This is a genomic window from Amycolatopsis dongchuanensis (genome assembly GCF_039542405.1).
In the GTDB taxonomy this organism is placed as follows: domain Bacteria; phylum Actinomycetota; class Actinomycetes; order Mycobacteriales; family Pseudonocardiaceae; genus Amycolatopsis_E; species Amycolatopsis_E sacchari.
The window spans coordinates 101,261-124,820 of record NZ_BAABIB010000169.1 but is presented as its reverse complement, the minus strand read 5'-3'; the positions used below and the strand labels follow the sequence as shown (position 1 = coordinate 124,820).

Annotated in this window: 21 protein-coding genes; 10 read left to right on the top strand and 11 right to left on the bottom strand. The window is 73.2% G+C overall.

All coding sequences use genetic code 11. The annotated features are described in order from the left end of the window. The first annotated feature begins 26 nt into the window (after positions 1-26). Genes ABFX51_RS38310 through ABFX51_RS38295 form a run of 4 tightly spaced genes read left to right on the top strand, consistent with a single transcriptional unit; the run spans position 27 to position 4,336 of the window. On the top strand, positions 27-1,364 hold the full coding sequence (locus ABFX51_RS38310) for an NAD(P)/FAD-dependent oxidoreductase (protein WP_346056750.1): 1,338 nt from the start codon (positions 27-29) through the stop codon (positions 1,362-1,364). Positions 1,365-1,409: 45 nt separating this feature from the next. Beyond that, entirely contained in the window at positions 1,410-2,150 is a 741-nt protein-coding gene (locus tag ABFX51_RS38305) for a three-helix bundle dimerization domain-containing protein (protein ID WP_091508646.1), read from the top strand. A 4-nt stretch (positions 2,151-2,154) separates the two neighbouring features. Beyond that, positions 2,155-2,805, top strand: a complete 651-nt coding sequence (locus ABFX51_RS38300; protein WP_346056749.1) for an alpha/beta fold hydrolase — start codon at positions 2,155-2,157, stop codon at positions 2,803-2,805. 52 nt (positions 2,806-2,857) lie between these two features. Next, a complete protein-coding gene (locus ABFX51_RS38295) occupies positions 2,858-4,336 on the top strand; it encodes a PI-PLC domain-containing protein (RefSeq protein WP_346056748.1) in 1,479 nt (492 codons plus the stop codon). On the opposite strand, the gene ABFX51_RS38290 is transcribed toward ABFX51_RS38295, so the two are convergent. Beyond that, positions 4,326-5,261: an MBL fold metallo-hydrolase gene (locus ABFX51_RS38290; protein WP_346056747.1), complete on the bottom strand. Its 936-nt coding sequence runs from the start codon at positions 5,259-5,261 to the stop codon at positions 4,326-4,328. The two genes, ABFX51_RS38295 and ABFX51_RS38290, sit on opposite strands and share 11 nt — an antisense overlap. Before the next feature lie 83 nt (positions 5,262-5,344). On the opposite strand from ABFX51_RS38290, the gene ABFX51_RS38285 reads away from it, so the two are divergent. Continuing rightward, positions 5,345-6,301 (top strand): LysR family transcriptional regulator, encoded by a 957-nt coding sequence (locus ABFX51_RS38285; protein WP_346056746.1) that lies wholly within the window; start codon positions 5,345-5,347, stop codon positions 6,299-6,301. Here the strand turns inward: ABFX51_RS38285 and ABFX51_RS38280 are convergent. Continuing rightward, positions 6,220-7,155 carry a serine hydrolase gene (locus ABFX51_RS38280; protein ID WP_346056745.1) on the bottom strand — a complete coding sequence of 312 codons (936 nt, stop codon included), beginning with the start codon at positions 7,153-7,155 and terminating at the stop codon, positions 6,220-6,222. The two genes, ABFX51_RS38285 and ABFX51_RS38280, sit on opposite strands and share 82 nt — an antisense overlap. 136 nt (positions 7,156-7,291) lie before the next feature. Between ABFX51_RS38280 and ABFX51_RS38275 the strand changes: the two genes are divergently transcribed. The 3 genes from ABFX51_RS38275 (at position 7,292) to ABFX51_RS38265 (ending at position 9,223) form a co-directional block, all read left to right on the top strand. Further along, a complete protein-coding gene (locus ABFX51_RS38275) occupies positions 7,292-7,462 on the top strand; it encodes a hypothetical protein (RefSeq protein ID WP_177228741.1) in 171 nt (56 codons plus the stop codon). 48 nt (positions 7,463-7,510) lie between these two features. Next, a complete protein-coding gene (locus tag ABFX51_RS38270; RefSeq protein WP_346056744.1) occupies positions 7,511-8,254 on the top strand; it encodes a histidine phosphatase family protein in 744 nt (247 codons plus the stop codon). A 165-nt stretch (positions 8,255-8,419) separates the two neighbouring features. Beyond that, positions 8,420-9,223 (top strand): NAD(P)H-hydrate dehydratase, encoded by an 804-nt coding sequence (locus ABFX51_RS38265; RefSeq protein WP_346056743.1) that lies wholly within the window; start codon positions 8,420-8,422, stop codon positions 9,221-9,223. A gap of 596 nt (positions 9,224-9,819) precedes the next feature. Here ABFX51_RS38265 and ABFX51_RS38260 read toward each other — a convergent pair. Further along, positions 9,820-10,326 carry a universal stress protein gene (locus tag ABFX51_RS38260; RefSeq protein ID WP_091508626.1) on the bottom strand — a complete coding sequence of 169 codons (507 nt, stop codon included), beginning with the start codon at positions 10,324-10,326 and terminating at the stop codon, positions 9,820-9,822. Between the two features lie 203 nt (positions 10,327-10,529). Between ABFX51_RS38260 and ABFX51_RS38255 the strand changes: the two genes are divergently transcribed. Next, positions 10,530-11,147, top strand: a complete 618-nt coding sequence (locus tag ABFX51_RS38255; RefSeq protein WP_346056742.1) for a DUF1275 family protein — start codon at positions 10,530-10,532, stop codon at positions 11,145-11,147. Between the two features lie 3 nt (positions 11,148-11,150). On the opposite strand, the gene ABFX51_RS38250 is transcribed toward ABFX51_RS38255, so the two are convergent. Then, the gene (locus ABFX51_RS38250; protein ID WP_346056741.1) at positions 11,151-12,014 is read right to left on the bottom strand and encodes an SAM-dependent methyltransferase; all 864 of its coding nucleotides are present in this window, start codon (positions 12,012-12,014) and stop codon (positions 11,151-11,153) included. Positions 12,015-12,290: 276 nt separating this feature from the next. Here ABFX51_RS38250 and ABFX51_RS38245 point away from each other — a divergent pair, with 276 nt between their 5' ends. After that, the gene (locus ABFX51_RS38245) at positions 12,291-14,798 is read left to right on the top strand and encodes a helix-turn-helix transcriptional regulator (RefSeq protein ID WP_346056740.1); all 2,508 of its coding nucleotides are present in this window, start codon (positions 12,291-12,293) and stop codon (positions 14,796-14,798) included. Between the two features lie 193 nt (positions 14,799-14,991). On the opposite strand, the gene ABFX51_RS38240 is transcribed toward ABFX51_RS38245, so the two are convergent. The 7 genes from ABFX51_RS38240 to ABFX51_RS38210 form a co-directional block, all read right to left on the bottom strand. After that, entirely contained in the window at positions 14,992-17,553 is a 2,562-nt protein-coding gene (locus tag ABFX51_RS38240; RefSeq protein ID WP_346056739.1) for a hypothetical protein, read from the bottom strand. An 880-nt stretch (positions 17,554-18,433) separates the two neighbouring features. Beyond that, on the bottom strand, positions 18,434-18,949 hold the full coding sequence (locus ABFX51_RS38235; protein WP_346056738.1) for a YbaB/EbfC family nucleoid-associated protein: 516 nt from the start codon (positions 18,947-18,949) through the stop codon (positions 18,434-18,436). Next, the gene (locus ABFX51_RS38230; protein ID WP_346056737.1) at positions 18,946-19,272 is read right to left on the bottom strand and encodes a type VII secretion target; all 327 of its coding nucleotides are present in this window, start codon (positions 19,270-19,272) and stop codon (positions 18,946-18,948) included. Before ABFX51_RS38230 ends, ABFX51_RS38235 begins: the two co-directional genes overlap by 4 nt. Positions 19,273-19,283: 11 nt before the next feature. Continuing rightward, positions 19,284-21,176: a hypothetical protein gene (locus ABFX51_RS38225; RefSeq protein WP_346056736.1), complete on the bottom strand. Its 1,893-nt coding sequence runs from the start codon at positions 21,174-21,176 to the stop codon at positions 19,284-19,286. A gap of 30 nt (positions 21,177-21,206) precedes the next feature. Further along, complete coding sequence (locus ABFX51_RS38220; RefSeq protein ID WP_428832539.1) at positions 21,207-21,632, bottom strand: hypothetical protein; 426 nt, start codon at positions 21,630-21,632, stop codon at positions 21,207-21,209. Positions 21,633-21,651: 19 nt separating this feature from the next. After that, on the bottom strand, positions 21,652-22,494 hold the full coding sequence (locus ABFX51_RS38215) for an ESX secretion-associated protein EspG (RefSeq protein ID WP_346056735.1): 843 nt from the start codon (positions 22,492-22,494) through the stop codon (positions 21,652-21,654). 289 nt (positions 22,495-22,783) lie between these two features. Continuing rightward, positions 22,784-23,554, bottom strand: a complete 771-nt coding sequence (locus ABFX51_RS38210) for an MHYT domain-containing protein (RefSeq protein WP_091508892.1) — start codon at positions 23,552-23,554, stop codon at positions 22,784-22,786. Positions 23,555-23,560 lie beyond the last annotated feature (6 nt).

The window sequence follows — 23,560 nt, the reverse complement described above, 5'->3', positions numbered from 1 at the left end:
GGGGAGCGACGACGATGGTGGATTCGGTGCGTGAGCGGACGCACGAGGTAGTGATCCTGGGCGCGGGGTTCGCCGGTGTGAGCGCCGCGAAGGAGCTGGCCGCGCACGGCGTGGACGTGCTGCTGCTCGACAAGAACAACTACCACCAGTTCCAGCCGCTGATCTACCAGGTGGCGACGGCCCAGCTGGCCAACCGCGACGTGGCACGGCCACTGCGGTCGATCTTCCGCCGCGACCGGTCGGTCCGGGTCACCACGGCCGAGATCACCCGGATCGACCCGGCCACGCGGACCGTCACCACCGCGGACGGGCTGACCTTCCGCGGCCGCGTCCTCGTCATCGCCGCCGGCGCGGAGGTCAACTTCTTCGGCATCCCCGGCGCCGCCGAGTACTCGTTCCCGCTGTACTCGCTCAACGACGCCACGCGGCTGCGGTCGCGGCTGCTCGGCGTGCTCGACGCCGCCGACCGCGACCCCCGCTACATCGAGCAGGGCGCGCTGAACGTCGTGGTCGTCGGCGGCGGGGCGACCGGGGTCGAGACCGCGGGCGCGGTGGCCGAGAGCATGCGCGAGGTGGTGCCCGCCTACCTGTCGAAGGACCTCGCGAAGGCGGGCAAGGTCTACCTCGTCGACATGCTGCCCGACATCCTGATGCCGTTCAGCGAGAAGTCCCGCAAGTACGCGGCGGAGCAGCTGCGCGCGGCCGGGGTGGAGATGAAGCTCGGCATCAGCGTGACGGAGGTCCGCAAGGACGGCGTGGTGCTCAAGGACGGCAGTTTCATCCCCTCCCGCACTGTCGTGTGGGCGGGTGGGCTCAAGGCGCGAAGCCTGCTCGGCGACGCGGGGCTGCCGCAGGGCAAGGGCGGCCGGATCGACGTGGCCGCCGACCTGACCGTGCCCGGGTTCGAGGGCGTGTACGCGCTGGGTGACTCGGCCAACATCACCGACGACGCCAACGGCAACAAGCTGCCGCAGCTCGGGGCGGTCGCGATGCAGTCGGGGGAGTGGGCCGCCCGCAACATCCTCGCCGACCTGCGTGGCGGGCAGCGCCGTCCGTTCGCCTACCGAGACAAGGGGATCATGGCGATGATCGGCCGCGGATCGGCGATCGCCGAGCTGGGCAGCAAGCGGATGCACTTCGCCGGGCCGCTGGCGTTCCTGGCGTGGCTCGGTGTGCACGTGATCCTGCTGTCCGGCGTGCGGGAGAAGATCGGCGCGCTGGTGAGCTGGTTCTGGGACTACGGCACCCGGCGCCGCCCGCAGATCGTGGTCGACCGGCCCGAGGCCTACCGCATCGACTGGGGCGCCCACGAGGAGGACCGAAGCGACTCCGCCACCGGCGCGCGGAGCCACGCCTCGGCCTAGGCAAGTGCCCGCCGGACGGTGGTCCGGAGTTACGCTGGGGCGGTGATGATCTCGACGGCCGACCCGTTCGTCGACGAGCAGATCCGGCGGCTGGAGGACCGCCTGCGGCAGGAGCAGGACGTCCCGCCGCAGGTGCTGCACGGCTGGGTCGAGGACGCGCGCGAGCGGTTCGCCGACGCGCGCGTGACGTCGTTCGTGCCGATCCTCGTCGAGCGCGCGGTGCGGGCGCAGCTGAAGTCCGGTTCGGTGGCGGGCGCCCGCGCCACGGCGAAACGCCTGCTGGCGGGCGAACTGCCGCGCCGCTGGCGGCACACGCGGGGCGTCGCGGGCCGGGCGGAGGAGGTCGCCCGCCTGCTGCCGCGGGACGAGGGCCAGGTGCTGGTCGCGTCGGCCTGGCTGCACGACGTGGGGTACGCCGCCGAGGTCACGGTCACCGGGTTCCACCAGCTCGACGGCGCCCGCTACCTCGCGCGGCACGGCGTGCCGCGGCGGGTGTGCGCGCTGGTCGCCCACCACGCGGGTGCGGCGGGGGTCGCGGAGCTGAACGGGCTCGCCGGTGAGCTGGGCGAGTTCGAGGACGAGCGGACACTGGTGCGGGACGCGCTGTGGTACTGCGACATGACGACCAGCCCGGACGGGGCGCGGGTGTCCTTCGACGAGCGCATGGCGGAGCTGCGCGCGCGGCGCGGCGACTCCGACCCGGTGGTGCGGGCGCTCGCGCTCAACGGTGACGAGCGGGCCGCGGCAGTCCGCCGCGTCGAGGACTTCCTGCGGCGGAACGGGTAACGGGATGTCTACTGTGGACTACGTGCTGGTGCACGGGGCGTGGCACGGCGGCTGGTGCTGGGAGCGGGTGGCCGCGCCGCTGCGGGCACGGGGGCACCGCGTGCACACGCCGACGCTGAGCACCGGTGATCCGGGAATCGGGCTGCGCACGCACGTCGACGAGGTCGCGGCGTTGCTGGAAGGCCTGGACGACGTGGTGCTCGTCGGGCACAGCTACTCGGGTTTCGTGGTCCGCGAGGCGGCCGACCGGATGCCGGAGCGCGTCCGGCGGATCGTGCTCGTCGACGCGTGGTACGGCCGCGACGGCGACTCCATGGACAGCCGCGCGCCCGAGTGGGTCGATTCGCTCACCGCGGATGGCATGATCGCCACGCCTCCGGCGTCGACGGTCGGCGTGCGCGAACCAGCCGACGTCGCGTGGCTGGAGGAGAACCTCCGTCCCCAGCCCCGCCGCACGTTCAGCGAACCGACGCGGCTCACCGGTGCCGTCGAGGACGTGCCGTGCCACGCCGTGTTGTGCGTGCCCAACAAGCGGCTGCCCTTCGCGAAGTGGGCGGCCGAATTCGGCTGGCCCAGCACGGAACTGCACACCGGGCACGACGCGATGGTGACCGCGCCCGGGCAGCTCGCGGAAATCCTGCTGGCGCAGGCCTGAACTTCCGCCGAAATCCGGTCCGCGGCGGTGTTCCGGCTGCCACGCTGCCGGGGTGAGCCTGAAGACCGCACTGGCCGCCGGACTGCTGGCGGCGTCCGTCCTCGCCGCCCCGCCCGCCTCGGCCGACGTACCGTTCGCGTCCGCGGTGTTCCGCGCGACGCACAACAGCTACTCCGGGAACTTCGACGGTGCCAAGGGATCCATCACCGCGCAGCTCGACTCGGGGGTGCGCTTCGTCGAGTTCGACATCCACGACAACGACTACGGCACGTCGCACGACTACGCGGTCGGCCACGACTCGCCCGGGAACCTGGTGGACCACAACGGAAACCCCGCGTCCAACGCCCTGCGTGACTGGCTGCGCGTGGTCGACAGCTGGTCGGACGCACACCCGTCCCACGCGCCGATCGTCGTCATGCTGGACCTGAAGGACGACCTGACGGACAACCCGTCGTACGCCGCGGGCAATCTCGCCGCGGTGAACCAGGAACTCACCGACGTGTTCGGTGCCGGCCTCGCCACACCGGCGCAGTACCCGTCGCTGCCGTCCGTCGATTCGTTGCGCGGACGCGTGTTGCCGCTGTTGTCCGGCAACGGCACGACCCGTGCCGCGTACCGCCGCGACACCGGGGCCAGCCCGGCGATCGCCGTCAACGGCAAGGGCCAGGTCGTCGAGGTGCACGACTCCGGCAGCGGCACGCTCTGGTACTGGACCGGGACCTACGGCGGGGCCAGCCCGGCGATCGCCGTCAACGGCAAGGGCCAGGTCGTCGAGGTGCACGACTCCGGCAGCGGCACGCTCTGGTACTGGACCGGGACCTACGGCGCGGACGGCCGGATCACCTGGCTGCGGCACGGGAAGTACGACACCGGCAAGACCCCCGCGATCGCCTTGGCCGACAACGGTGACCTCGTCGAGGTGCACCAGTCCCAGACCGCGACGACGCTGTGGTCCCACGTCGGCAAGCTGGGCGCGGACGGCGAGATCACGTGGGGGCCGAGCAAGCAGTACGACAACGGCGTGCTGCCCACCGTGGCGTTCACCGGCAGCGGCACGGTCCGGGAGGTCCACCAGAGCCAGAGCGGCACCCAGAACTGGCAGTGGACGGGGACGCTCAGCGGTTCGTCGGTCACGTGGAGCGGCAACGCGAAGACGGCAGACCCGCGCTACGACAAGACGACCAGCCGCGGCGTGGTGGTCTGGACCGGTGCGGACGGTGCCACCCCGGCCCAGACCCTGCGGTACTCCACGCCTTCGGTCGGCGGCGCGCGGATCCAGTACCCGCAGGTCGCCTTCGACGAGTACCAGGACGGCGACAGCGCGGAACTCCGGCAGGGCGCGGTGTTCTACGCCGCCCCGGCCACGCACTCGTCGTTCATCGCCGACGCGCGGCGGGCGGGGTACGTGGTGCGGGGCTGGGACTTCGATTCCGCGAGCCTCGCGACCGATCCCCTCGCCAACTACCCGGCGACCAACCACCCGCGGGACTCCTGGTACCTGTCGCTCACCGCGGACGCCGTCACAGACTGAACGTGCGCAGGTGGTCGACCACGACGAACCGGCTCGACGGGCTGCCCTGCTCGACGGCCTCGCGCAGGCCGTCGAGCCCGCCCCAGTCCCGGGCCGGTTCGCCGAGCGGGTAGTCGAAGTCGTCCCAGTGCGTCGGGAGGACGTAGCGCGGGAAACCCAGCGTGCGCAGCAGGCGTGCCGCGTAGTCGGCGATCGAGCCGCCGCCCGCGGGCAGGAGCACGACGTCGGGGCGCAACCCGGCCAGCTCCGACTCGACGTAGTTCGAACCGCCGAAATCCAGCACGCGCACACCGTTCGCCTCGACCTGGTACGCCAGCGTGCCGCCCTCGACGAGGTGCTGGATCTGCGTCGGCACCGGCGGTTTCTCCAGGCCGAAATTCGGCCTGGTACCGGGAAAAGCGACCTTCGCCCGTGCCCCGCTCGCCGAGTGCAGCGAGCGCAGCACCCGGATCCGGTAGGTGCCGAACGTCAGGTACTCACCGCCGGTGACCAGTGAGAGCTGGTCCTCGGGCGCGCCCAGCGCGGCCATCAGGTTCAGGTGCGTCTCGGTGCCGAGCACGGTCGCGCCGGTTTTCCGTGCCAGGTAGGGCACGTCGGTGAGGTGGTCGTAGTGCCCGTGGGTGACCAGGATGTGGTCCGCGCGCAGCTCACCGGAGTCGACGTAGCGGTCGATCAGCGCGGTGTCCACCGACAGCGGGGTGCGGGGATCGGCACCCGCCGGGGTGTAGGTGCCGGTGTGGAAGCGGGTGAGCCACGGGTCGATCAGCACGGTTTTCCCGCCCGGCACCCGGATTTCCCAGCTGTTGTTGCCCCACCAGCGCAGCGTCACGCCCGCGGGCGCGGCAGCGGCCGCGGCGGGGAGGGCGCCGCCGAGCACCGCGGCGGCCGCGCTCGCGCCGAGCATTCTTCGTCGGGTCACTGTCATGGGCGCAGCTGAGCACACCGCGTCCGCCCGTGTCCAAGACCGCGCCTCCTCTCTGGCGATACCGGTTCCGATATCGTCCCAGCGTGGAACCCCTGCGTCAGCTGCGGTACTTCGTCGCCGTGGCCGAAGAACTACACTTCGGCCGCGCCGCCGAACGGCTCGGCATCGCGCAGCCGCCGCTGAGCCAGCGCATCCGCAAGCTCGAACAGGACCTGGGCGCGCGGCTGTTCGACCGCGACAGCAGGCGCGTCGAGCTGACCGAGGCGGGGCAGGTGCTGCTCGGCGAGGCACGGGAACTGCTGGCCCGCTGGGAACGGCTGGTCACGCTCGTCGGCAAGGCCGGCCGGGGCGAGCTGGACGCGTTGCGCGTGGGTGTGCCGCCTGAGGTGCCGGGCCGAGTGCTCGCCGCGATCCTGTCCGCGTTCGCGCAGCCGCACCCCGACGTGCGGCTGGACCTGCTGGAGCTGACCACGGCCGAACAGCTGCGGCTGCTCGCCGACCGGCAGCTCGACGCGGGACTGCTGCAGCACCCGGTCGACGCGATCGGGCTCGAACTGGGTCCCGTCGTGGAAACCCCGCTGGGTGTCGTGCTCCCGCGCGACTCGCCGCTGGCCGCGCGCGCGGAGCTCACGCTCGCGGACCTCGCCGGACACGGCCTGGTGATCTTCCCCCGCGCCGCCGCGCCGGGGCTCTACGACGCGATCCTGCGGACGTGCTGGGAGCACGGTTTTCGCCCGGCGGGCACGCGGCACGCCCGCAGCCCCGAGTTCGTGCTGGGGCTCGTGCTGGCGGGGCACGGAGTGGCGTTCGACGAGGGAACGGTGGCACGTAAGGAACCCCGCGTCGTTTGGCGGCCGTTGCCGCCGGGCGCGCTGAGCAGGCGCATGTCGCTCGCATGGCCGTCTGCGGCGCCTCATCCCGCGGTGCGCGTGCTGGCGGAGCTGGTTGCGGAAATTGTTCAGGGGGACGGGATTTCGACGCTCGCGTCGCCGGGGGAACCGCCGCGACGGCCGTGGAGCGTGGTGTTCGGGCAGTCGTGAGCCAGGTCCTCGACGGCCTGCCGCGCCGCCTCGCCGATCGCCCGGTCCACGTGCGGGAGGCGGCCGGTGAGGACCTCCGCGCGGGTGAACACGGCCACCGCGTACCGCGGGCCACCCGGGTAGGAGACGACGCCGATTTCGTTGCGCAGCGCGGGTAACGACCCCGTCTTGCCCCACACCGCGACCTCGGGCGGGAAGGCGGCGGTGAGGCGGTGCCAGTTGAGCTGCCTGCTCATCAGGTCCCGCACCCAGGCGCACGCCTCCGGCGGCCCGGCCCGGTCGTCGGCGATGAGGGCGAGGAGCCGGGTGAGGTCGCGCGGGGTGCTGGCGTTGGTCGCCGAGGGGTCGAGCGCGCGGGTGCGGAACACCTCCTCGGGGCCCAGCGCGGGGAACCTGCGCGCGAAGTCCGCGGCGTCGCGGGCTCCGATGTCCTCGGCCATGCTGGTCACGACATCCCTTGGCGCGCCGGTGATCCGGGTGTCCGTCAGCCCCAGTTCGCGCACCAGCGAGCGCACGTTGTCCAGGCCGACGCGGTCGAACAGCAGGTCGGCGGCGGTGTTGTCGCTCAACGTCAGCGCGAACAGCGCGGCGTCCCGCAGGCTCAGCTCGACGTCGTCGGCGCAGCCGGCGATCGCGGCACCACCCAGGCGGGTGGGTGCGGTCGCGCGGACGCGGTCGGCCGGGTCGAGCTGGCCCGCCGCGACCTGGCGGGCGAACTCCAGCACCAGCGGGACCTTGACCACCGACGCCAGCACGACCGGTTCGTCCGCGTCCAGCCCGGTTTCGGCGCCGCAGTCCAGGCAGCGGACGTGCACCCAGGCCTGGACCCCGGCTGTGTCGAAGATCTCCCGCACACCGTCGAGGATAACCGTCCACAGTGGACTAGTCGGGTTCGGGCCGTTTTCACCCGCTCTGGCGAGTCGCCTTGCCGTGCTCGAACGTCTGTTCTATGGTCGGACGCAGGGAGAGTCGCAAGCAGGGGAGTTCACCATGGCTTACAAGATCAAGCACCGGTCACGCGCGCAGGAGGTCCGCTTTCCGACGCAGGCGGCCGCGGAGCAGTACGCGGCCCAGTTCGCGGGCGGCCTGCGGAACTGGACGGTCGTCGAGGCGGGGCGGGGTGCGCAGGAGGCCGCCCCGCGGGACGAACAGGGCCGGTAGCGGGGGCGCCGTTTTTACGATCTCCGCGCCCTGGGTAGTCCTGCTGCCGTGAGCACGCGGATGGCATGGGTGGGGTTGCTCCGCCATGGGCAGAGCACGGGCAACGTCGCACGCGAGGAGGCGGAGTCCGACGGGCGCGAGGTGATCGACATCGCCGAGCGTGACGCGGACGTGCCGCTCACGCCGCTGGGCGAGGAACAGGCCGAGGCGGCGGGGGAGTGGCTCGCGCGCAGCCCGGTGGATCTCGTCGTCGCGTCGCCGTACAGGCGGGCGGCGGAGACGGCGCGGATAGCGCTTGCCGCCGCGTCCCGGCAAGGCGCGCCGGTGCCCAGGGAGCCCGTGATCGACGAGCGGTTGCGGGATCGGGAGCTGGGTGTGCTCGACCTGCTGACCACGCGGGGGGTGCGGGAGCGCTGGCCCGATGAGCTGCGCCGGAAGCAGCGGCTGGGCAAGTTCTACTACCGGCCGCCGGGCGGTGAGTCGTGGGCGGACGTGGTGCTGCGGGTGCGGCCGTTGCTGCGTGAGCTGCACGCGGACGCGGCGGGCAAGCGGGTGCTGTTCGTGGCGCACGAGATGACGGTGTTCACGCTGCGGTACCTGCTCGAAGGCGTGCCGGAGCCGGAGCTGCTGCGCGCCGCGTCGCGGACGGAGGTGGCGAACGGGTCGATCACGGGCTGGAGCGCGGAGCCCGATGGCCGGTACCGGCTGACGGAGGAGCAGGAGACGGTGCACCTGCACGCCACCGCAACGGAACCCACCGAGGACGACGATGCCGCAGCATCCCTCACCTGATCCGGCTTGGGTGGCGCCGTCGCGGTGGGCGGTGCCGCCCGGCGGGTATCGACTCCTCGACAAGCAGACGCGCCACCGCAACGGAGCCCACGGAGGATGACGATGCCGCAGCGCTCTTCACCTGATCCAACCCCGGTCACGCCGGCGCTGCTCCGGGACTGGCCGGTGCCGACGGACGACCGCGGCACGGTGTTCGTGCTCGGCGGCGCGCGGACGGTGCCGGGCGCGGTGCTGCTGACCGGAACGGCGGCGCTGCGGGCGGGCGCGGGCACGCTGCAACTGGGCGCGAGCGAACGGCATGCGACGGCGCTCGGGGTGGCCGTGCCGGAGTCCTCGGTGATCGGCCTGCCGGAGACCGAAAACGGCGCGGTGTCGCGAGACGCCACCGAGGCACTCGCCGGCGCGCTGCCGAACGCGAGGGCCGTGGTGATCGGCCCCGGGCTGACGGACGTGGACGAGACGTTCGCTTTGCTGGAACGGGTCCTGTCGCTGGTGGCCGAAGACGCGAAGCTGGTGCTGGACGCCTACGCGCTCGGTGCGCTGAGCCGGAAGCCGGAACTGGTGCGGCCGTGGGCGGGCCGGGTGGTGCTGTCGCCGAACAGCAAGGAGGCGGCGTACCTCCTCGGCCGGGACGAGGTGCCCGATTTCGCCGACGCGGCAGCGGAAATCGCGGACCGCTACCAGGCGGTGGTCACGCTGATGGGCGCGATCGCCACACCGGACGGCGAACGCTGGTTCGACGGCGGCGGCCACATCCACCTGGCCACCTCCGGCAGCGGCGACGTACTGGCAGGCCTGATCGGCGGTTTCCTGACCCGCTCGGCAACCCCACCACAAGCAACCTGCTGGGCGACGCACGTCCACGCACTGGCGGGCCAACGCCTCATCCCGCGCACCGGAGTGACGGGCCTGCTGGCAAGAGACCTCGTCGCAGAAGTCGGCACGGTGATTTCCGAACTGGCACAGTAGATCCCGGTCGCCCATCTCGGAAGCGGTGCTCGCACCGGCTCCATCCCCGGCCTCGCACGATGGCCTTCGACCGTGGCACCCAAGCACCTCGAAGCCGCGCACCGCAGGCATCGCCTCGGCCCCCACCCCAGCCCAGCGCTCGCCCTGCATCAACACCTCCCGGCCCGGCACGACGGCCTTCGACAGTGGCGCCCAAGTGGCCCCGAACTTAGCCCACCCCAGGCACCGCCCGGATTCTCGCGCCGCAGCCGTTCCGCACCACTGCGCTCCCGCTGCGATCCGAAGTGCCCGCGACCCCACCCCGCAGCCGTCCCGAACCGCCGCTGCCCGCTCGATGGCCTTCGGCCGTGGGGACCAAGCACCCGGCAGCCGCCGCAATCGACCGCGCGCCTACAACCGTCCCGTATCGCCTCCGCCTCGCACGGTGGCCCTCGCCATGCGGCGCAAGCAACCCGCAGCCGTCCCGAACCACCTGCCACCCGCCGCTCCCGGCTCGGTGGCCTCCGGCCCCCGGCACCCGCCCCGCCCCGCCCCCGGCACGATGCCCCCCGGCCGTGGAGCCCAGCCGCCCCGCCCCACCCCGAACCCCCAGGGAATCAGGGCACTACGGTCACCGGCCACAGGCCCGCCTTCACCAGGCGCGTCGCGACCGAGCCGACCAGGCGGTGGCCCGCGCTCTCCGATGCGCCGACCACCACGAGGTCCGCCTGCCGGTCCGTCGCGACCCGGCGGATTTCCGTGTAGGCGTCCCCGCGGCGGACCTCCAGCGTGACCGGGATCCGCGCCTCCGCCGCGAGCCGCTCCAGCGGGGCGCGTAGTTCGGTGATCAGCTCGTCGTGCGCCTGCTGCTGCGCGGCCGCGAGGAGACTCGGCGACATGCCGGTCCACACCGACGGCGCCACCACGTACACCACGACCAGCCGCGACCGCTGCCGCCGCGCGAGACCGGCCGCGTACGCACCCGCCCGCATCGCCGTCGCCGAACCGTCGACGCCCACCAGGATCAGCTGCGGACCATCCGTCCCCCGCTCGAACGGCCCCCGCGCCCACGCGGGCCCGTACTCCTCGACGAGCGGGAGGGATCCGGTGTCGTCGGTGCTCACCCCGCCATTATCACCGGCGCACCCTCGCCCCTCCGCCCCGGCGTGCTCGAACCCCGCAGCGGACGGAGGCGCGCCGGCACCGAACCGGAGACCCCCCCGCCCGGCCGACGCTGGTGCCGGAAAACCCGTTCCCCGCAAGTAGTCCTCGATGATCACCTGTTCACCGGCCAGGCGCGGCGCAAGAACGCGGTTAGGGTGGGCCGGTGGTCAAAGCAGAGGTGGTGGTGGCGACCGCGCTCGCGGCGTGTGCCGGGGCGGTGGACCTGTTCGCGCTCTCGGAACTCGGTGGCGCCTTCGCGAGCGTCGTGACGGGCAACCTCGTCAACACCGGCTTCGGCCTCGGCACGGCCGACGTCGCCCGCATCGTCCCGTCCGTGACGGCCGTTGCCGCGTTCGGCGTGGGTGTGGTCGCCTGGACGCTGGTGTGGCGGCGCGGACTGCTCGGGCCGCTGTGCGCGGAACTGGTGCTGCTGCTGGGAGTTCTGGCCTGGTGGGTCGCGACGGGCGCGGCCCCTGGCCACGCGGGCGCACTGGTCCTGCTCGCGCTCGCGGCCGTCGCGATGGGCGGGCAGAGCATCGCCGCACTGCGGCTCGGCGCCGCGACCACCTACCTCACCGGCGCGCTCACCAACGCGCTGCACGACCTCGTGAGCGGCCGGGCCGGAAGCCGGCGCGCGGCGGTCCGGCAGCTGCTGGCGCTGGTACTGGGCGCGCTGGCGGCCGCGGGCCTGCGGACGCTGTCCAGAACGGCGCTGCCCGCACTCCCGGTGGCACTCCTGCTGGTCGCGATCATCACGGCCAGGCGCCGGCGGGTCAGCTGAGCGTCAGGGCTTGCGGCCGACGCCGACCCAGATCACGGACTCCTCGGGCGTGCTGAACTCCAGCTCGGGCGAGTTCGGGCTGCTCTCCTCCGGGTGCCACAGCGGCGTCCACGTCATGCCGGGCTCCACGAGCTCGAAATCGCCCAGCAGGTCCCGGATCTCGGACTGCTTGCGCCACACCACGGGGTTCGACGACGCGTCGTACATCGCCTTGAGCTCGACCAGCTTGTCCGCCAGCTCGTCCGGCACACCCTCGTCGGTCACCTGCGAAATCACCAGGTACGAACCGGACGGCATCAGCTCCCGGTACCGCGCGACGCACTGCGGCCCGATGTCGGTGCCGTCGTGCCCCGGCTGCTGGACGTGCAGCACCGCCACGAGCAACACGGCCACCGGCTGCTCGAAGTCGATCACCCCGGTCTCGGCGACGCGCTCCCACAGCCCGTCCGGGTCCCGCATGTCGGCCTGCACCACGGCGTGCCGCTTCGGATCGCCGTGCTTTTCCAGCAGGTACCGCGAGTGCGCGACGGCGACCGGTTCGTTGTCGATGTAGACCACCCGCGCGTCCGGGGACACCTCGTCCGCGACCTGGTGCGTGTTCCCCATCGTCGGGATGCCCGAGCCGATGTCGATGAACTGCCGCACGCCGAGGCGCATCAGGTGCCGCACCGCGCGGTGCAGGTACAGCCGGTTCGAGATCGCCACCGACTGCAGCACCGGGAAGCCGGCCAGGACCTTGTCACCGAAGGCGCGGTCGATCGCCCAGTTGGCGTCACCACCGAGCAGGTAGTCGTACACCCGGGCCACGCTCGGGTGCTCCAGGTCCACACCTTCGGGCGGGAAGGCGTCGGGTCCCCGTTGGCTCACCGCGGTGTTCCTTTCTCGCTTTGGGCCATCGTAGCGCCGCCCCACCATCACGGTCGGTGACACCCGGTACCCGTCGGCGCTGTCCACAGTGGAGGGAAACGGGCGTTGCCTACTATGAGTAGATCGAGCGCGACCGGAGCTGAACGGAAGGGCACTGTTCGGTGTGCGTTCGGGCAGTGTTTCGCCCGATTTTCGGGCTGACCAGCGAAATGGCTTGCGAAAACCAGTTGACATACCGTTCCGTCAGCACGGTCGGGAAGGGGACGGCACCGGGACATGGCTCGCGATCGGCTACGGGGACGGCGCACCGAGCTCGCCGCGTTGCGGGCTGCCGTGCGCGGTGACCGCGGCCGGCTCGTCGTCGTGCGCGGCGCCGCCGGCACCGGCAAGACCGCGCTCCTGCGTGCCGCTGCCGCCGCCTGGCAGGCCGACGGCGCGCGCGTCATCCGGCTGCCGCCCGCCGACGGTGCCGATCCCGTGCGGCTGCTGGTGGACGCCGTGCGTGCCGAGTTCGAGCAGGTCGGGGACGCGGTCGTGGCCGAACGGATCGCCACGCTCACCCGCCGGTGCGAAACCGGTCCCTGCCCCACTGCCTTCCCCGCGCTCACCGCGATCTTCGACCGCATCGGCCGCACCGGGCCGACGGTCCTGGTCGCCGACGACGCCGACGCGCCCGCGGCCGTCCTGGGGGCCGCGCGCCGGCCCGGCTGCCTCGTCGTGGCCGCGTGCCGGGACGCGCCCGAGCTGCTCGCCGCCGCCGACGAGGTCCTCGAGCTGGGGCCGTTGCCGGAAGCGGATCTGGCGCCCCTGCTGGCCCGCGCCGCCGGCGGACTGCTCGACGAAGCGGTGCCGCAGGCGCTCGCCGCCGCACTGGGCCCCCTCGCGGGCAACCCGGGAGCGGCGATCGCCACCGTCGCGGAACTGCGCCGCCGCGGCAGGCTCGTCCGCGTCGGCGACCGGCTGTGCCTGGCCGATCCGGTCCGCCCGATCGCGCTGCCCCCTGGCCACGACCTGCCCGCCCGCGCCGGCGAGGCGGGCCTGCGGCTGCTCGCCGTGGTCTCCGCGCTCGGCTCGCTGCGGATCGACGACCTGCCCGTGCTGGCGGAGGTGCTGGGCGAACGGCTCGACCCGTGCGGCCGGCTGGTGGACCGCCTCGTCGAGGCGGGCATGCTGACCGCGGCTCCGGACGGTTCCCTCACCTGCGAGCCGCCCGCGCTCGCCGCGGCGGCGGTCGAGCAGGTGCCCGTGCACGCCGAGTGCGCCGAGTTCACCCGCCGTCTGCTGGCGGGAAACCGCACGCGCGTGCTCGCCGAGTACGCCAGCCGCGCCCGCCCGCCGCTCGATCCCGGCGAGGTTTCCTGGCTCGTCGCGGAAGCCGACGCGATCGCGGCACGCGAACCCGAGCGAGCGGTGCGCTGGTACGCGGCGGCCTTGGAACAGCCGGGCGCGGCGGCCGCGCAACCCGCCGCACTGGCGGAGTTCCTGCGCCTCGTCGTGGCCACCGGGCGCTACGAGCTGCTGCCCGACCTGGACGCGGCCGCGCTGCCCGCCGAACTGCGGCACGACCTGCTGGTGGCCCAGCTGCTGGCCGTCGCGCACCTGGGCAGCCTGCCCCCCAACGCGAAGCGGTGGTGGTTCGCCGCCGTCGCGCGCATCGGGGAGCGGCTGCCGCCGGTCCGGCAGCTGCGGGCACAGCCCGTGCTCTCGCCCGGCGAGCTGACCCTGCTCGGGCACGCGCTGCTCGGCGACCGGGACGGCTGCGCCAGGACAGCCGCGCGGCTGCGCCGCCGGATCGCGCCCGAGACGCTCGACGCGCTCGCCGAAGCGGGCAACTTCGCCGACCTCGCCACGGTGCTGGAACTGTTGCTGGGCCCGCGGTACCGGGTGCCGTCCCACGGCCCGGTCGCCGTGTACCAGCGGCTGCTCGCGCAGTACCGCGCCGGGGACTGGACGTCCGCGTTGTCGGCGGCCCGGGAACTGGCCGCGGGCAACGAAACCGACAGCGCCGGCCACCAGATCGCCCACCTCATCGCCGCCGAGATCTGCACGGCTCGCGGGCAGCTCACCGCCGCACGCCGCTGGCTGGACCCGGTGCCGGAAGGCGGTGCGCTGGAGGCGATGCGGGTGTGGGGCGAGGTGGGACTGCTGCTGCACCTCGGCGAGTACCGGGAGGCGGTGGGGATCGTCCAGCGGCTGCTGGACCGGCTCGCCGGGCGCAGCCGGTACGGTCTGGACCAGTTGCTGCGCCGTGCGCTCGTGCTCGCCCACCGGGCGGGGGACACCGCTGCGGCGCAACGGTTCCTGGCCGAGCTGGAACGCCAGCCGCGCAGTCTCGCCGTCCTGCAGGGACGCGCGTTCGCGCACCGCGACCCGGTGCTCGCCGCCGAGGCCGCCGACCTCGCCCGCGCCCGCGGCGACGTGCCGGACCAGCTCGTCGCGCTCCTGGTGGCGGCCGAGATCGCCGAGGACCCGGAACCGGTGCTGCGGGAGGCGCACGAACTGGTCGACCGGTGCGGCGCGGTCGGGCTCCGGCGGATCTTCCAGCGGCCCGGGCTGTCCGCACCACAGCCACGGGCGGCGCGGACCGAGCTGTCCGAGACGGAGCTGCGGATCATCGAACTGCTGCGTGAGGGCTACACGAACCGGCGTGTCGCGTCGCTGCTCGGCGTCACGGTCAAGACCGTGGAGAACCACCTGACCAGGCTGTTCGCCCGCACCGGCTGCCGCTCGCGGGTCGAGCTGGTCGCCGCCAGCCTGCAGGGCCGGTTCGGTCCGGCTGCCTGATCAACCCGGTGAGGGAAAACCCGCCGGAAGCGGAAAGAAGTTTCCCGCTCCCGTTCGCCACGCCCTCCGCCCGGCAGGCTCGACCCGTCGGAACAGCACGGAAGGGGGTCCGGCACATGGTGCCGAGGCATGGCGAACTGGTCATCGGACCGGGCCTGCACATCTTCATCGACTGAGGTGGCCGCACCCGGGTTCAGCCCGGGTGCGCCCCGGTGAGCAGGGCGGCGGCGAGTTCGACCCGCGACCGGTAGCCGGTGCGGGCGAACAGCCGCGTCAGCCTCCCCTCCACGCTCTTCTCCGTGGTCTGCAGCACCGTCGCGAGCTCGCGGTTCGTGAGTCCCTCCGCGACCAGCACGGCCAGCAGCCGCTCGTTCTCCGCGACGGTGGCGGCGCGGCCCGGCACCGGCACGTCCCGCTCCCGCATCAGGTTCCGGACGTGGGCGCGGGGCACGAGCGCGTCGAGCGAGGCCAGCAGCTCGTAGGCCTCCGACAGCAGTTTCGGGTCGCCGAGACCTTGGCGCACGACGGCGATGCACGTGGTCGCGAGCTCGTGCGGTTCGTTCCGTTCCCGCGCCAGTTCGAGCGCCGCGTCCGCCGCGGCCTGGTCGTGCTCGACGACCATCAGGCCCCTCAGGTGGAGCAACCGGGCCCGGCCGGTCCCGGTCCGGTCGGCGATGCGGCGGATCTCCTCGACACACCGGCGCGCCTCGGCCAGGTCGCCGCGGGAGAACTCGATCTTCGCGCGCCGCAGCCACAGCTCGTCGCACCCGAGCACCACGCCCTGCTGCCGCGCGCGGTCGAGCGCACCGGTCATCAGCTCGTGCGCCAGCTCCCCGTTGCCGAGCCCGTACTCCAGCTCCGCGCGCGCCAGGTCGAGCAGGTGGGTCAGCAGCGGCTGCGCGGTGCGGGCGCGGTCGAGGACGGTCCTGGCCCGCCCGAACTGCCCCCTCGCGGCGAGGATGCGGGCGATTTCCCGTGCCAGCACGGTGTTTCCCGGCGGGTACCCGTCGGCGGCGCCGTCCGCGGTGGTGAACCGCGCGAACCGCAGCGCGTCGTCCCACCGGCCGGACACCGCGGCGTAGAGCGCGCGGTCGGCCGGGGCGACCAGGTCCGTGGGCAGCTCCAGCATCAGCGCCCTCGCCCTGTCGAGCTCGCCGAACACCAGCAGCATCCTGACGCGGGCCAGGATCTGCTCGATCCGGTGCCGTTCGTCGGTCCGCAGCAGGGACTGCAGCACGGGGTCCGCCAGCGACCGCTCGAAGTCGTCGAGCCTGCCGCGCAGGGCGGCGGCCCCGATGCCGAACACGAGCGCGTAGGCGACGGTCGACGCGTTGCTGTCCGCCCACTCCTCGCGCCGGTTCGCGAGGAGTTCGTCGGCTTCACGCCAGCGGTCGAGCAGGGCCAGCGCGGCGGCGCGGTTCACCAGCCGCACGGCGGCGTTGCCGGGGAGCGCGGCCTCGCCGTCGGCGAGCGCCCGCAGCGTGGCGGTGTCGCCGGTGCCGAGCAGTGAGACCATGTGCACGATCCCCAGCTCCTGCTGGAGGTCCGGCGGCAGCGGGCGGGCCAGTCCGGCGCGGGTGTTGGCGAGCGCCGATTCGAACCGGCGGTGCACGCCTCCCGCCGCGGCGGCGAGGAACAGCGCTTCGGTGGGATCGGCCAGCCGCTCCGCCGCGACGGCCAGCCGTCGTTCGGCGAGGTAGCCGAACTCGATGAGCGTCGCGCGGCCCGCTTCGAGCAGCTCGCGCCCGCTGCGTTCCGGATCGACGAGCCCGCCCGCGTCGATGAGCCGTTCGGGCAGGTAGTGCTGGTCCGAAGGCTGGGCCTCACCTGACCACACGGCCGTGACCGCGAGCTGCGCGAGCCGCCGCCGTTCGAACGGGTTCAGGCAGGACAGCAGCAGCTCGGCCGTCAGCGGCAGCCGGAACCGGAGATCCGCGGGGCGCAGCACGCCTTCGGCCCGCAACGCGCGGATGCCCTCGTGCACCTCGGCGACGTCCACGCCGAGCGCTTCGGCCGCGAGCCGGGGGGCGATCTCGCCGAGCGGGTGCAGCACCGCCAGCACCTTCGCGATCGGCCACAGCGGCTCGCCGAGCGCCCGCAGCTCCGGCACGTCCCCGGTCGGCGGCTGGTCGGGCGGGGCGAGGAAGGCGTACCGGTCGACGACGCGCAGCGAACCGGCCCGGCGGTAGCCCTCGACGGCCGCGTGCAGCGCGCCGGGCGTGCCGCGCGTGAGGCGGTGGAACGCCGCGGTGAGGTCGGCGGCGGGTTCGGCCTGCAGGAGCTCGGTGAGCAGCGCCGCGGTGCCGGCGCGGTCGAGCGGCCGGAGGGTGACGACCTCGGCGAGCCGGTCGGCCCGCAGCCGGGTGAAGGCGCTGCGCAGCGGGGCGGGCGCGGGCAGGCGGCACGTGCACACCAGGCGGGCGGGGGTGCCGCGCAGGGCGGTGAGCACCACGGCGAGTGATTCGGCGTCGAGCCACTGCACGTCATCGAGGAAGACGCGCGGGCCGGTCGCGAACAGGCGCCGCAGGTCAGGTGGGGTGCCGGGGTGCAGCAGGCTCAGTTCCTGCACGAGGCGTGCGGCGGCGAAACCGGGGCGCTGCTGCTCGGACCGGGTGAAGCGCAGCGAGACGGCGGGTTCGGTGGAACGCGCGCGGGCACGGGTGAGGAGCGTGGTGCGGCCGGAACCGGGGCCGCCCGCGAGGACGACGACGGGTGCCTTCGCCGCGAGAACTCGGGCGAGGAGAGCAGACGTCACGCGGACAGTATGTCCGATCACCCCTGCGTACCGGCGGATTCGCCCGTTCTCGGGACCGAAGGTGACGACCGGTGAGCACGATTAGTCCGATCGGATTTGCATAACTCAGCCGGTTTCTGTGGCATTCCGCATCTGCAAGAGGAAGAAGGCATATCCTCCGGTCCCCGCCGATCCACGTCCCCCGACGGATGAAGAGCCGGCCTTTCCCTGCTGGAAGGGTCGGCTCTTTCTCGTGGGGCGGGGTTCGGTTGTGGGGCGTCCTGATTGGACGGTGGTGGGGTCTAGACCATGGGGCCGGGCACTGCTGGGGGAGCGGGGCGGGGCGGAACGGCCGCCTGGGCCGAGGGCTGGAGTGACGGGCCGCCCAGCCCGCGGTGGAATCGCTCCTGCGGCGGGGCCGGGCCGCCCCGCCGGACGGGCGGGCCGTCGCGGGGCCGGGCCGCCCCGCCGCACGGGCGGGCCGCCCGTCGCGGGGCCGAACCCGGCGGTCGCGGCCGAGCCGTCTCGCCGGGGGCCAAACCGCCCCACCGCGCGGGCGAGCCGCCTGCGGCGAACCCCCTGCCTCGCCGCAGGGCCGGGCCGCCCATTCGGTGGTGGATCGCTCCCGTGGCAGGGCCGAGCCGCCCCGCCGCGCGGCCCGTCGCCCGGGTGAACCGGCGGCCGCAGCCGAGCCGTCCCGCCTGGGGCCAAACCGCCCCGCAGCGCGGTCGAACCGCCTGCGGCGAACCCCCTGCCTCGCCGCAGGGCCGAGCCGCCCATCCCGCGGTGGAATCGCCCCCGCAGCGGGGCCGAGCCGTCCGCCGCGGGCCGAGCCGCCCGCCGGGCCGCCTCCGGCGCCCCGGCCACGCGGCCAGCCGACCCGCCTACCCCACCGGGCGCATCACCACGGGTTGTTGTCCTCGTCGTCCGGCTCCGGGGCCGGGGGGCGGCGGGATGACGGGCGGGACTCCCCAGCCCCCGCTTCCGCCTCGGCCTCGACGTCCTCGTCCTCCTCGGCGTCCGGGTCCGGGAAGCGGCTGCGCAGGTTGTCGACGACCAGGGAGCGGGTCTGCGGGTCCTCGTCCCCGACCTCCTCGGCCATCACCTCCGCCACGCGCTCCGCGATCCCCGCCTGTGCACGCCGCATGGTGGTCAGGATCTGCGACGACAGCTCCTCCAGCGGCATGCTGCGCGCCCGCCCGGTCAGCTCCAGGTCCGTGACACTGCCGTCGGCGCGCACGGTCACCTTCACCGAACCGTCGGTGTTCGCCGACGTCAGCCGGATCTCCTCGGTCCGCTCCTGCGCCGCCCGGTACCGCTCCGCCTTCCGCGCGAAACCCTGCGCCCACGCGTCGATCCGCGCGGCCGCCTCGTCCGGGTCTCGCATCAGGTCGCCGAGGCCGTTGGGCGCCGTCATTTGATCACCGCCACTTCGTCCCGCAGCTGGCCCTCGAACGGCGCCGCGTTGCTGCGGTCCTGCTCCTCGTACCCGTCGGCCGTGGCGCGGACGTTGTCCGCCGTGTTGCCCATGCCCTCGACGGCGGCACGCAGCGCGTCCGTGGCGTCGTCCTGGGTGGTCTTGTTGATGATCGGCGGCAGGAAAGCGCACAGCAGCCCGTAGGCCGAATCGTCCATGACCACGGTGTTCGCCGCGTCCACGGCGGTGTTCAGCCGGTCGACCAGCGCGTCCACGTGGCTCGCGTGGGTGCGCAGCTCGTCCGGGTCGACATCGAAAGACATGTTCGCCCCCGCTAGTTCTTCTTGCTCGGCTTGTTCTTCTTCCAGTCACCGATGACCGGAGGGGCGACGACCTGGCCCGCCTCGAACAACTCGGGATCGCCCTCGATGTAGTCGGCGACCTTGTGCTCCTTGTCCTCTTCCCCCTTGCCCCTGCCGCCGTGCGGCATCCCCGCACCCGGGGCACCCGCACGGCCCGCGGCGCCCGCGGCACCGGCCGCACCACGCCCCGCGGCGGCTTCCTCCGCCGCGGCCGCGGCACCCGAAGCCGCTCCGGCACCCAGCCGGTTCGCGGCCCCACTGGCACCACTCGCGCCACCGCCACCGATGCCGCCGATGCCCTTGCCGCCACCGCCGCCGATACCGCCGAGCCCCTTGCCCGCCGCCCCTTCGGTCCCGCCGATGCCACCGATGCCCTTGAGGCCGCTGCCACCGGCGCCCGTGCCGCCGAACGAGTCGAGGTCGCCGAGCGAGCCGCTGAACGCGGGACCGCCGCCCAGCCGGCTGGAGATGCTGTCGCCGTTGACCCCGCCGGTGTAGCCGATCGTCGGTATCCGGCCGGTCCCGCTCGACCCGCCCGATCCGCCGGACGTGCCGCTGAGGTCCGTCCCGGTCACCGACGAGGGCAGGGTGCTCTCGGGGATGTGCGGCGGCGAGTAGGAGGACCCGCCACCGCCGTACGTGGTGGTGCCGCCGGGGTAGTCCCCCGTGGACAACGGCGGGATCCCGGCGCCGGTACCCGAACCACCGCCGTACGTGCCGGAGCCGCCGCCGTAAGTGCTGCCAGGCAGGTTCGGCACGCCCGCACCGGAACCGGAACCGGAACCGGAGCCCGAGCCGCCGGGCTGTCCGTTGCCGGACCAGTCACCAGCGCCGGAGCCGGAAGTGCCGGACGCACCGTCGCCGGACAGGGAGGCGGCGGGCAGCTGGGCGGGGTCGAACGCCCCGCCGGTCGAGGCGGAGCCAGCGGGGACGCGCTGGCCCGCGACCGCGTTGTCCGGGGATGCCGTGCCGTGCACGCTCTTGCTGAACACGGGGTGATCAGGCTCCGCCACCCCGCGCGGCAGCGAGGCCGTGGTGGCGGAGCCGCCGCCGAGCTTGGGCGGCGGCGGGAAGGCCGGGGTGGTGGTGGCGCCCGCGACGGTGTCGTCGTACTGCGCCATGATCCGCGCCGCCTGCTGGCGCGCCGCCTCCTGCTGCTGCAGCACCTGCTGGTCGGCCTGGGCCTGCTGCGCGTAGGCGATCGGGTCGGTGATCGTCTGCAGCCGCGCGTTGGCGGCCTGCACGTCGAACTGTACGGGCGGGTTGGCCGCCATCTGCTTCTGCGCCTCGTTGAGCGCCTGCGAGTGGATCTCCTGCTGGCGCCCGGTGAGCGTGGCGCCCTGCGCGGTCAGGCCCAGCCACTTGCCGACCGACGTGAGGTGCGTGCGCGCGGCGTCGCCGCCGGAGCCCTGCCAGTCGGACAGGCTGTCGTTGATCGCGTCGGCGAGGTTCCGCTGGTGGTCGGTGAGCTCGTTGCCCAGCCGCACCCACTCCTCGGAGGTCACCGCGACGGCGGCGGAGTCGGCGTTCTCGGTCAGCGCGGCGACCATCTGCTCGTGGTTCGCGTTCTCCCACAGCGTGCTGGGCGCGGTGCCCTTCTGCCGGATCTCCAGCCCCGCGTCGAGCCCGTCCCTGGCCTTGGCGATCTGCTGCTCGTAGCGGCGCTGGATCTCCTCGTCACGCCGCAGCGGGGTGACGACGTCGCCCAGCCAGCCCTTGGCGATCTCGTCGTCGACCTCGCGGGTCACCTCGGCGCGGATCTCGTCGCCCGACGACACCCCTTCCCCGATCGGCCCCAGGTAGTAGGGCGATTCGGGGTCCTCGGTGATGTCGTGGAAGAAGCCGCCCACTCGGGTCTGGGCCACGATGGTTCTCCTCCGTGTCGTGCTCGGGCGTCAGGCCTCGACGCGCATCCGGGAAAGCGTGTTCCCGGTCTCGCCGTCCTGCGACTGGTAGTTCGCCTTGGCGAGCTTGATCGCCTCGATGTAGGCGGGCAGCTCGGCCTTCGCCTGCTGGAGCTGGGTGAGCAGGCCGCGCTCGTCGGTCGCGGTGCGGACCATCAGGTCCGAGACCCAGCGCGAGGTCGCGGTGGTGCTCATCGGCGGCGCCTGCTGGAACTGCTCGAGCGCGCTCCAGCGGGCCTCCAGCGAGTCGATGATGTCCTGCAGCGCCTGGATCATCCGGTCGCCGGTGTGCTCGTCGACCGCGAAGCCGCCGTCCTTGGCCAGCTGCTTCAGCTCGACGCCGCTGAGCATCCGCTGCATGGTGGGCAGCACCAGCTCACCCTGCTCCTGCTCGATCGGTGCCGTTTCCTCGCTCATGCCTGGTGCCTCCCCGATCTCAGTAGACGGCGGAAATCATCGTGCGCACGGTCTGTGCCACGTCGGTGAACCCCGCTGGAACGTACCGCGCGGTGATCGTTCCCGTCGCGTCGGTACTGGTCTGCACCAGGTAGCGCCCCTCCTCGGTGTCCAGCCAGGTGACCGGTTCCACGGTCCGGCGCTCGCCGTGGCGGCCCCGGCCCGCCGCGGTGAAGTACCCGCCGCCGAGCCGCGGCCCGGCGAAGATCTCCTGGAGGCGCTCCTCGTCGGCGGTGGGCGGTGGCGCCACCGCGCCACGCGGCCGTACGACGGTGTTCACCTGGAGGTTGCCGAACGCCTCGGTCTCCTCCTCGTCGAACTCCTCCTCGGCCTGCCGCCGCGCGGCCACCGCCGAGAGGGGGCGCTCGTCGCGGCGGGAGACCGACAGCGGTCCGGTCGGCGCGGGCCCGGCCTCCGGCAGCGCGCCGGCCATCGCCGGCACCAGCTCCTCGTCGGGCAGCAGCGAGAACCACAGGCGGTCGTCGCCGTCGTCCTGGCCGATCGTCAGCGCCTGCGCCCCGTCGGTGACGGCGAAGACGGCGAGCTGGCCGTAGCGGACGTCGCTGCCGCTCGCGGTCACGACGACGCGGTGGTCACGCAGCAGCTCGAAGGCGAGCCGCACCTGCCGGTTGAGCTCGCCGCGCACGGACAGGCGCCGGTCCTCGAGGTCGAAGTAGACCTGGCGCGCCAGCTTGGCGAAGCGGACGGGATCGACCGTCGTGTTGCTGATGCGCAGCGGGAAAACGCGCACGTCGGCACCGACCGCACGGCCGACCACGACCGCCTCCACGCTGCCGAGCGTGAAGTCGAACCGAGACACCATCGACGCTCGTGTCACCTTTCGCAGAAGCCGAAAACAACTGGACAGAACCCCCGGCTCCCCGCATGGTGAACCGTTGACGGCGAGTTTCGCCTGTTCGTTCTTCAGTCTCCGCGCCGCGACGCCCGCTGTCGAGCACCTGACCGGCGGGAGACGGTGATCACAGCTCGTCCTCGGGCAGCGTTCACCGACGATGGGACGGGACCCGGCTGGAGCCGGTTCACCCGGCGGGCCGGAAGTGCCTCAACGGACACGCTTTCCGGGTACGTCGGGCAGTCTTCGCAGGTGCCGGTCAGACCGGCTGGCCGACCTTCGGCGGCGCGGGACGGCGCGAACCGGGCGCCGGCGCCATGAGCACGGCGCAGATCGGCACCGCGAGCACCAGCGCCGCCAGCACGAACACCGGGAACAGGAACGAGAACACCTCGACGCCGGACGGGTCCGGCGCGGACATGTCCAGGTGCACCCGCATCGCGGCCATGCCGGTGTAGTGCATCCCCGTCACGGCCACGCCCGCGACGAGCCCCGCGGCGAGCCGGTGCAGGGGCTTGTCGACGGCGACGGTGAACCACAGCGCCGCCGTCGCCGCGACGACCGCGATGACCACGGACAGCACCACCAGCCACGCGTCGTAGCTGATCGTGCCCTTGATCTCCAGCGCCCACATGCCCGAGTAGTGCATGAGGTTCACGGCCAGGCCGGTGAGCACCCCGCCCACGATCAGCCGCCACCACGCGAACCGCGGCCGCACCCCGAACACCAGCAGCCCGGCGAACACGGAGACCACCGCGAGCACCGCGGACAGCACCGTGCGGAACAGGTCGTAGCGCACCGGCATGCCGGGGGTGGCGAACCCGAGCATGGCGACGAAGTGCATGAGCCAGATGCCGACTCCACCGATGGACAGGGACGCCAGCGCCAGCCAGGCCATCCGGGCCCGCGTGTCGAGCGCGTACCGGGCGTGCAGCGTGCACGCCAGGCCGATCGTGCAGCCCACCACCGACGTAAGGTAGGCGAGGAACAACAGCCAGTCGCCCATGACGAAGTAGTGCACGTGGCCCATGTCCAT

Excerpts from the sequence above, each read along its gene's own strand:
- ABFX51_RS38220 (WP_428832539.1), bottom strand. The coding sequence starts at position 21,632 with ATGAGCGAGGAAACGGCACCGATCGAGCAGGAGCAGGGTGAGCTGGTG.
- ABFX51_RS38235 (WP_346056738.1), bottom strand. The coding sequence starts at position 18,949 with ATGACGGCGCCCAACGGCCTCGGCGACCTGATGCGAGACCCGGACGAG.
- ABFX51_RS38300 (WP_346056749.1), top strand. The coding sequence starts at position 2,155 with ATGTCTACTGTGGACTACGTGCTGGTGCACGGGGCGTGGCACGGCGGC.
- ABFX51_RS38290 (WP_346056747.1), bottom strand. The coding sequence starts at position 5,261 with ATGACAGTGACCCGACGAAGAATGCTCGGCGCGAGCGCGGCCGCCGCG.
- ABFX51_RS38245 (WP_346056740.1), top strand. The coding sequence starts at position 12,291 with ATGGCTCGCGATCGGCTACGGGGACGGCGCACCGAGCTCGCCGCGTTG.
- ABFX51_RS38215 (WP_346056735.1), bottom strand. The coding sequence starts at position 22,494 with ATGGTGTCTCGGTTCGACTTCACGCTCGGCAGCGTGGAGGCGGTCGTG.
- ABFX51_RS38305 (WP_091508646.1), top strand. The coding sequence starts at position 1,410 with ATGATCTCGACGGCCGACCCGTTCGTCGACGAGCAGATCCGGCGGCTG.
- ABFX51_RS38275 (WP_177228741.1), top strand. The coding sequence starts at position 7,292 with ATGGCTTACAAGATCAAGCACCGGTCACGCGCGCAGGAGGTCCGCTTT.
- ABFX51_RS38210 (WP_091508892.1), bottom strand. The coding sequence starts at position 23,554 with ATGGGCCACGTGCACTACTTCGTCATGGGCGACTGGCTGTTGTTCCTC.
- ABFX51_RS38230 (WP_346056737.1), bottom strand. The coding sequence starts at position 19,272 with ATGTCTTTCGATGTCGACCCGGACGAGCTGCGCACCCACGCGAGCCAC.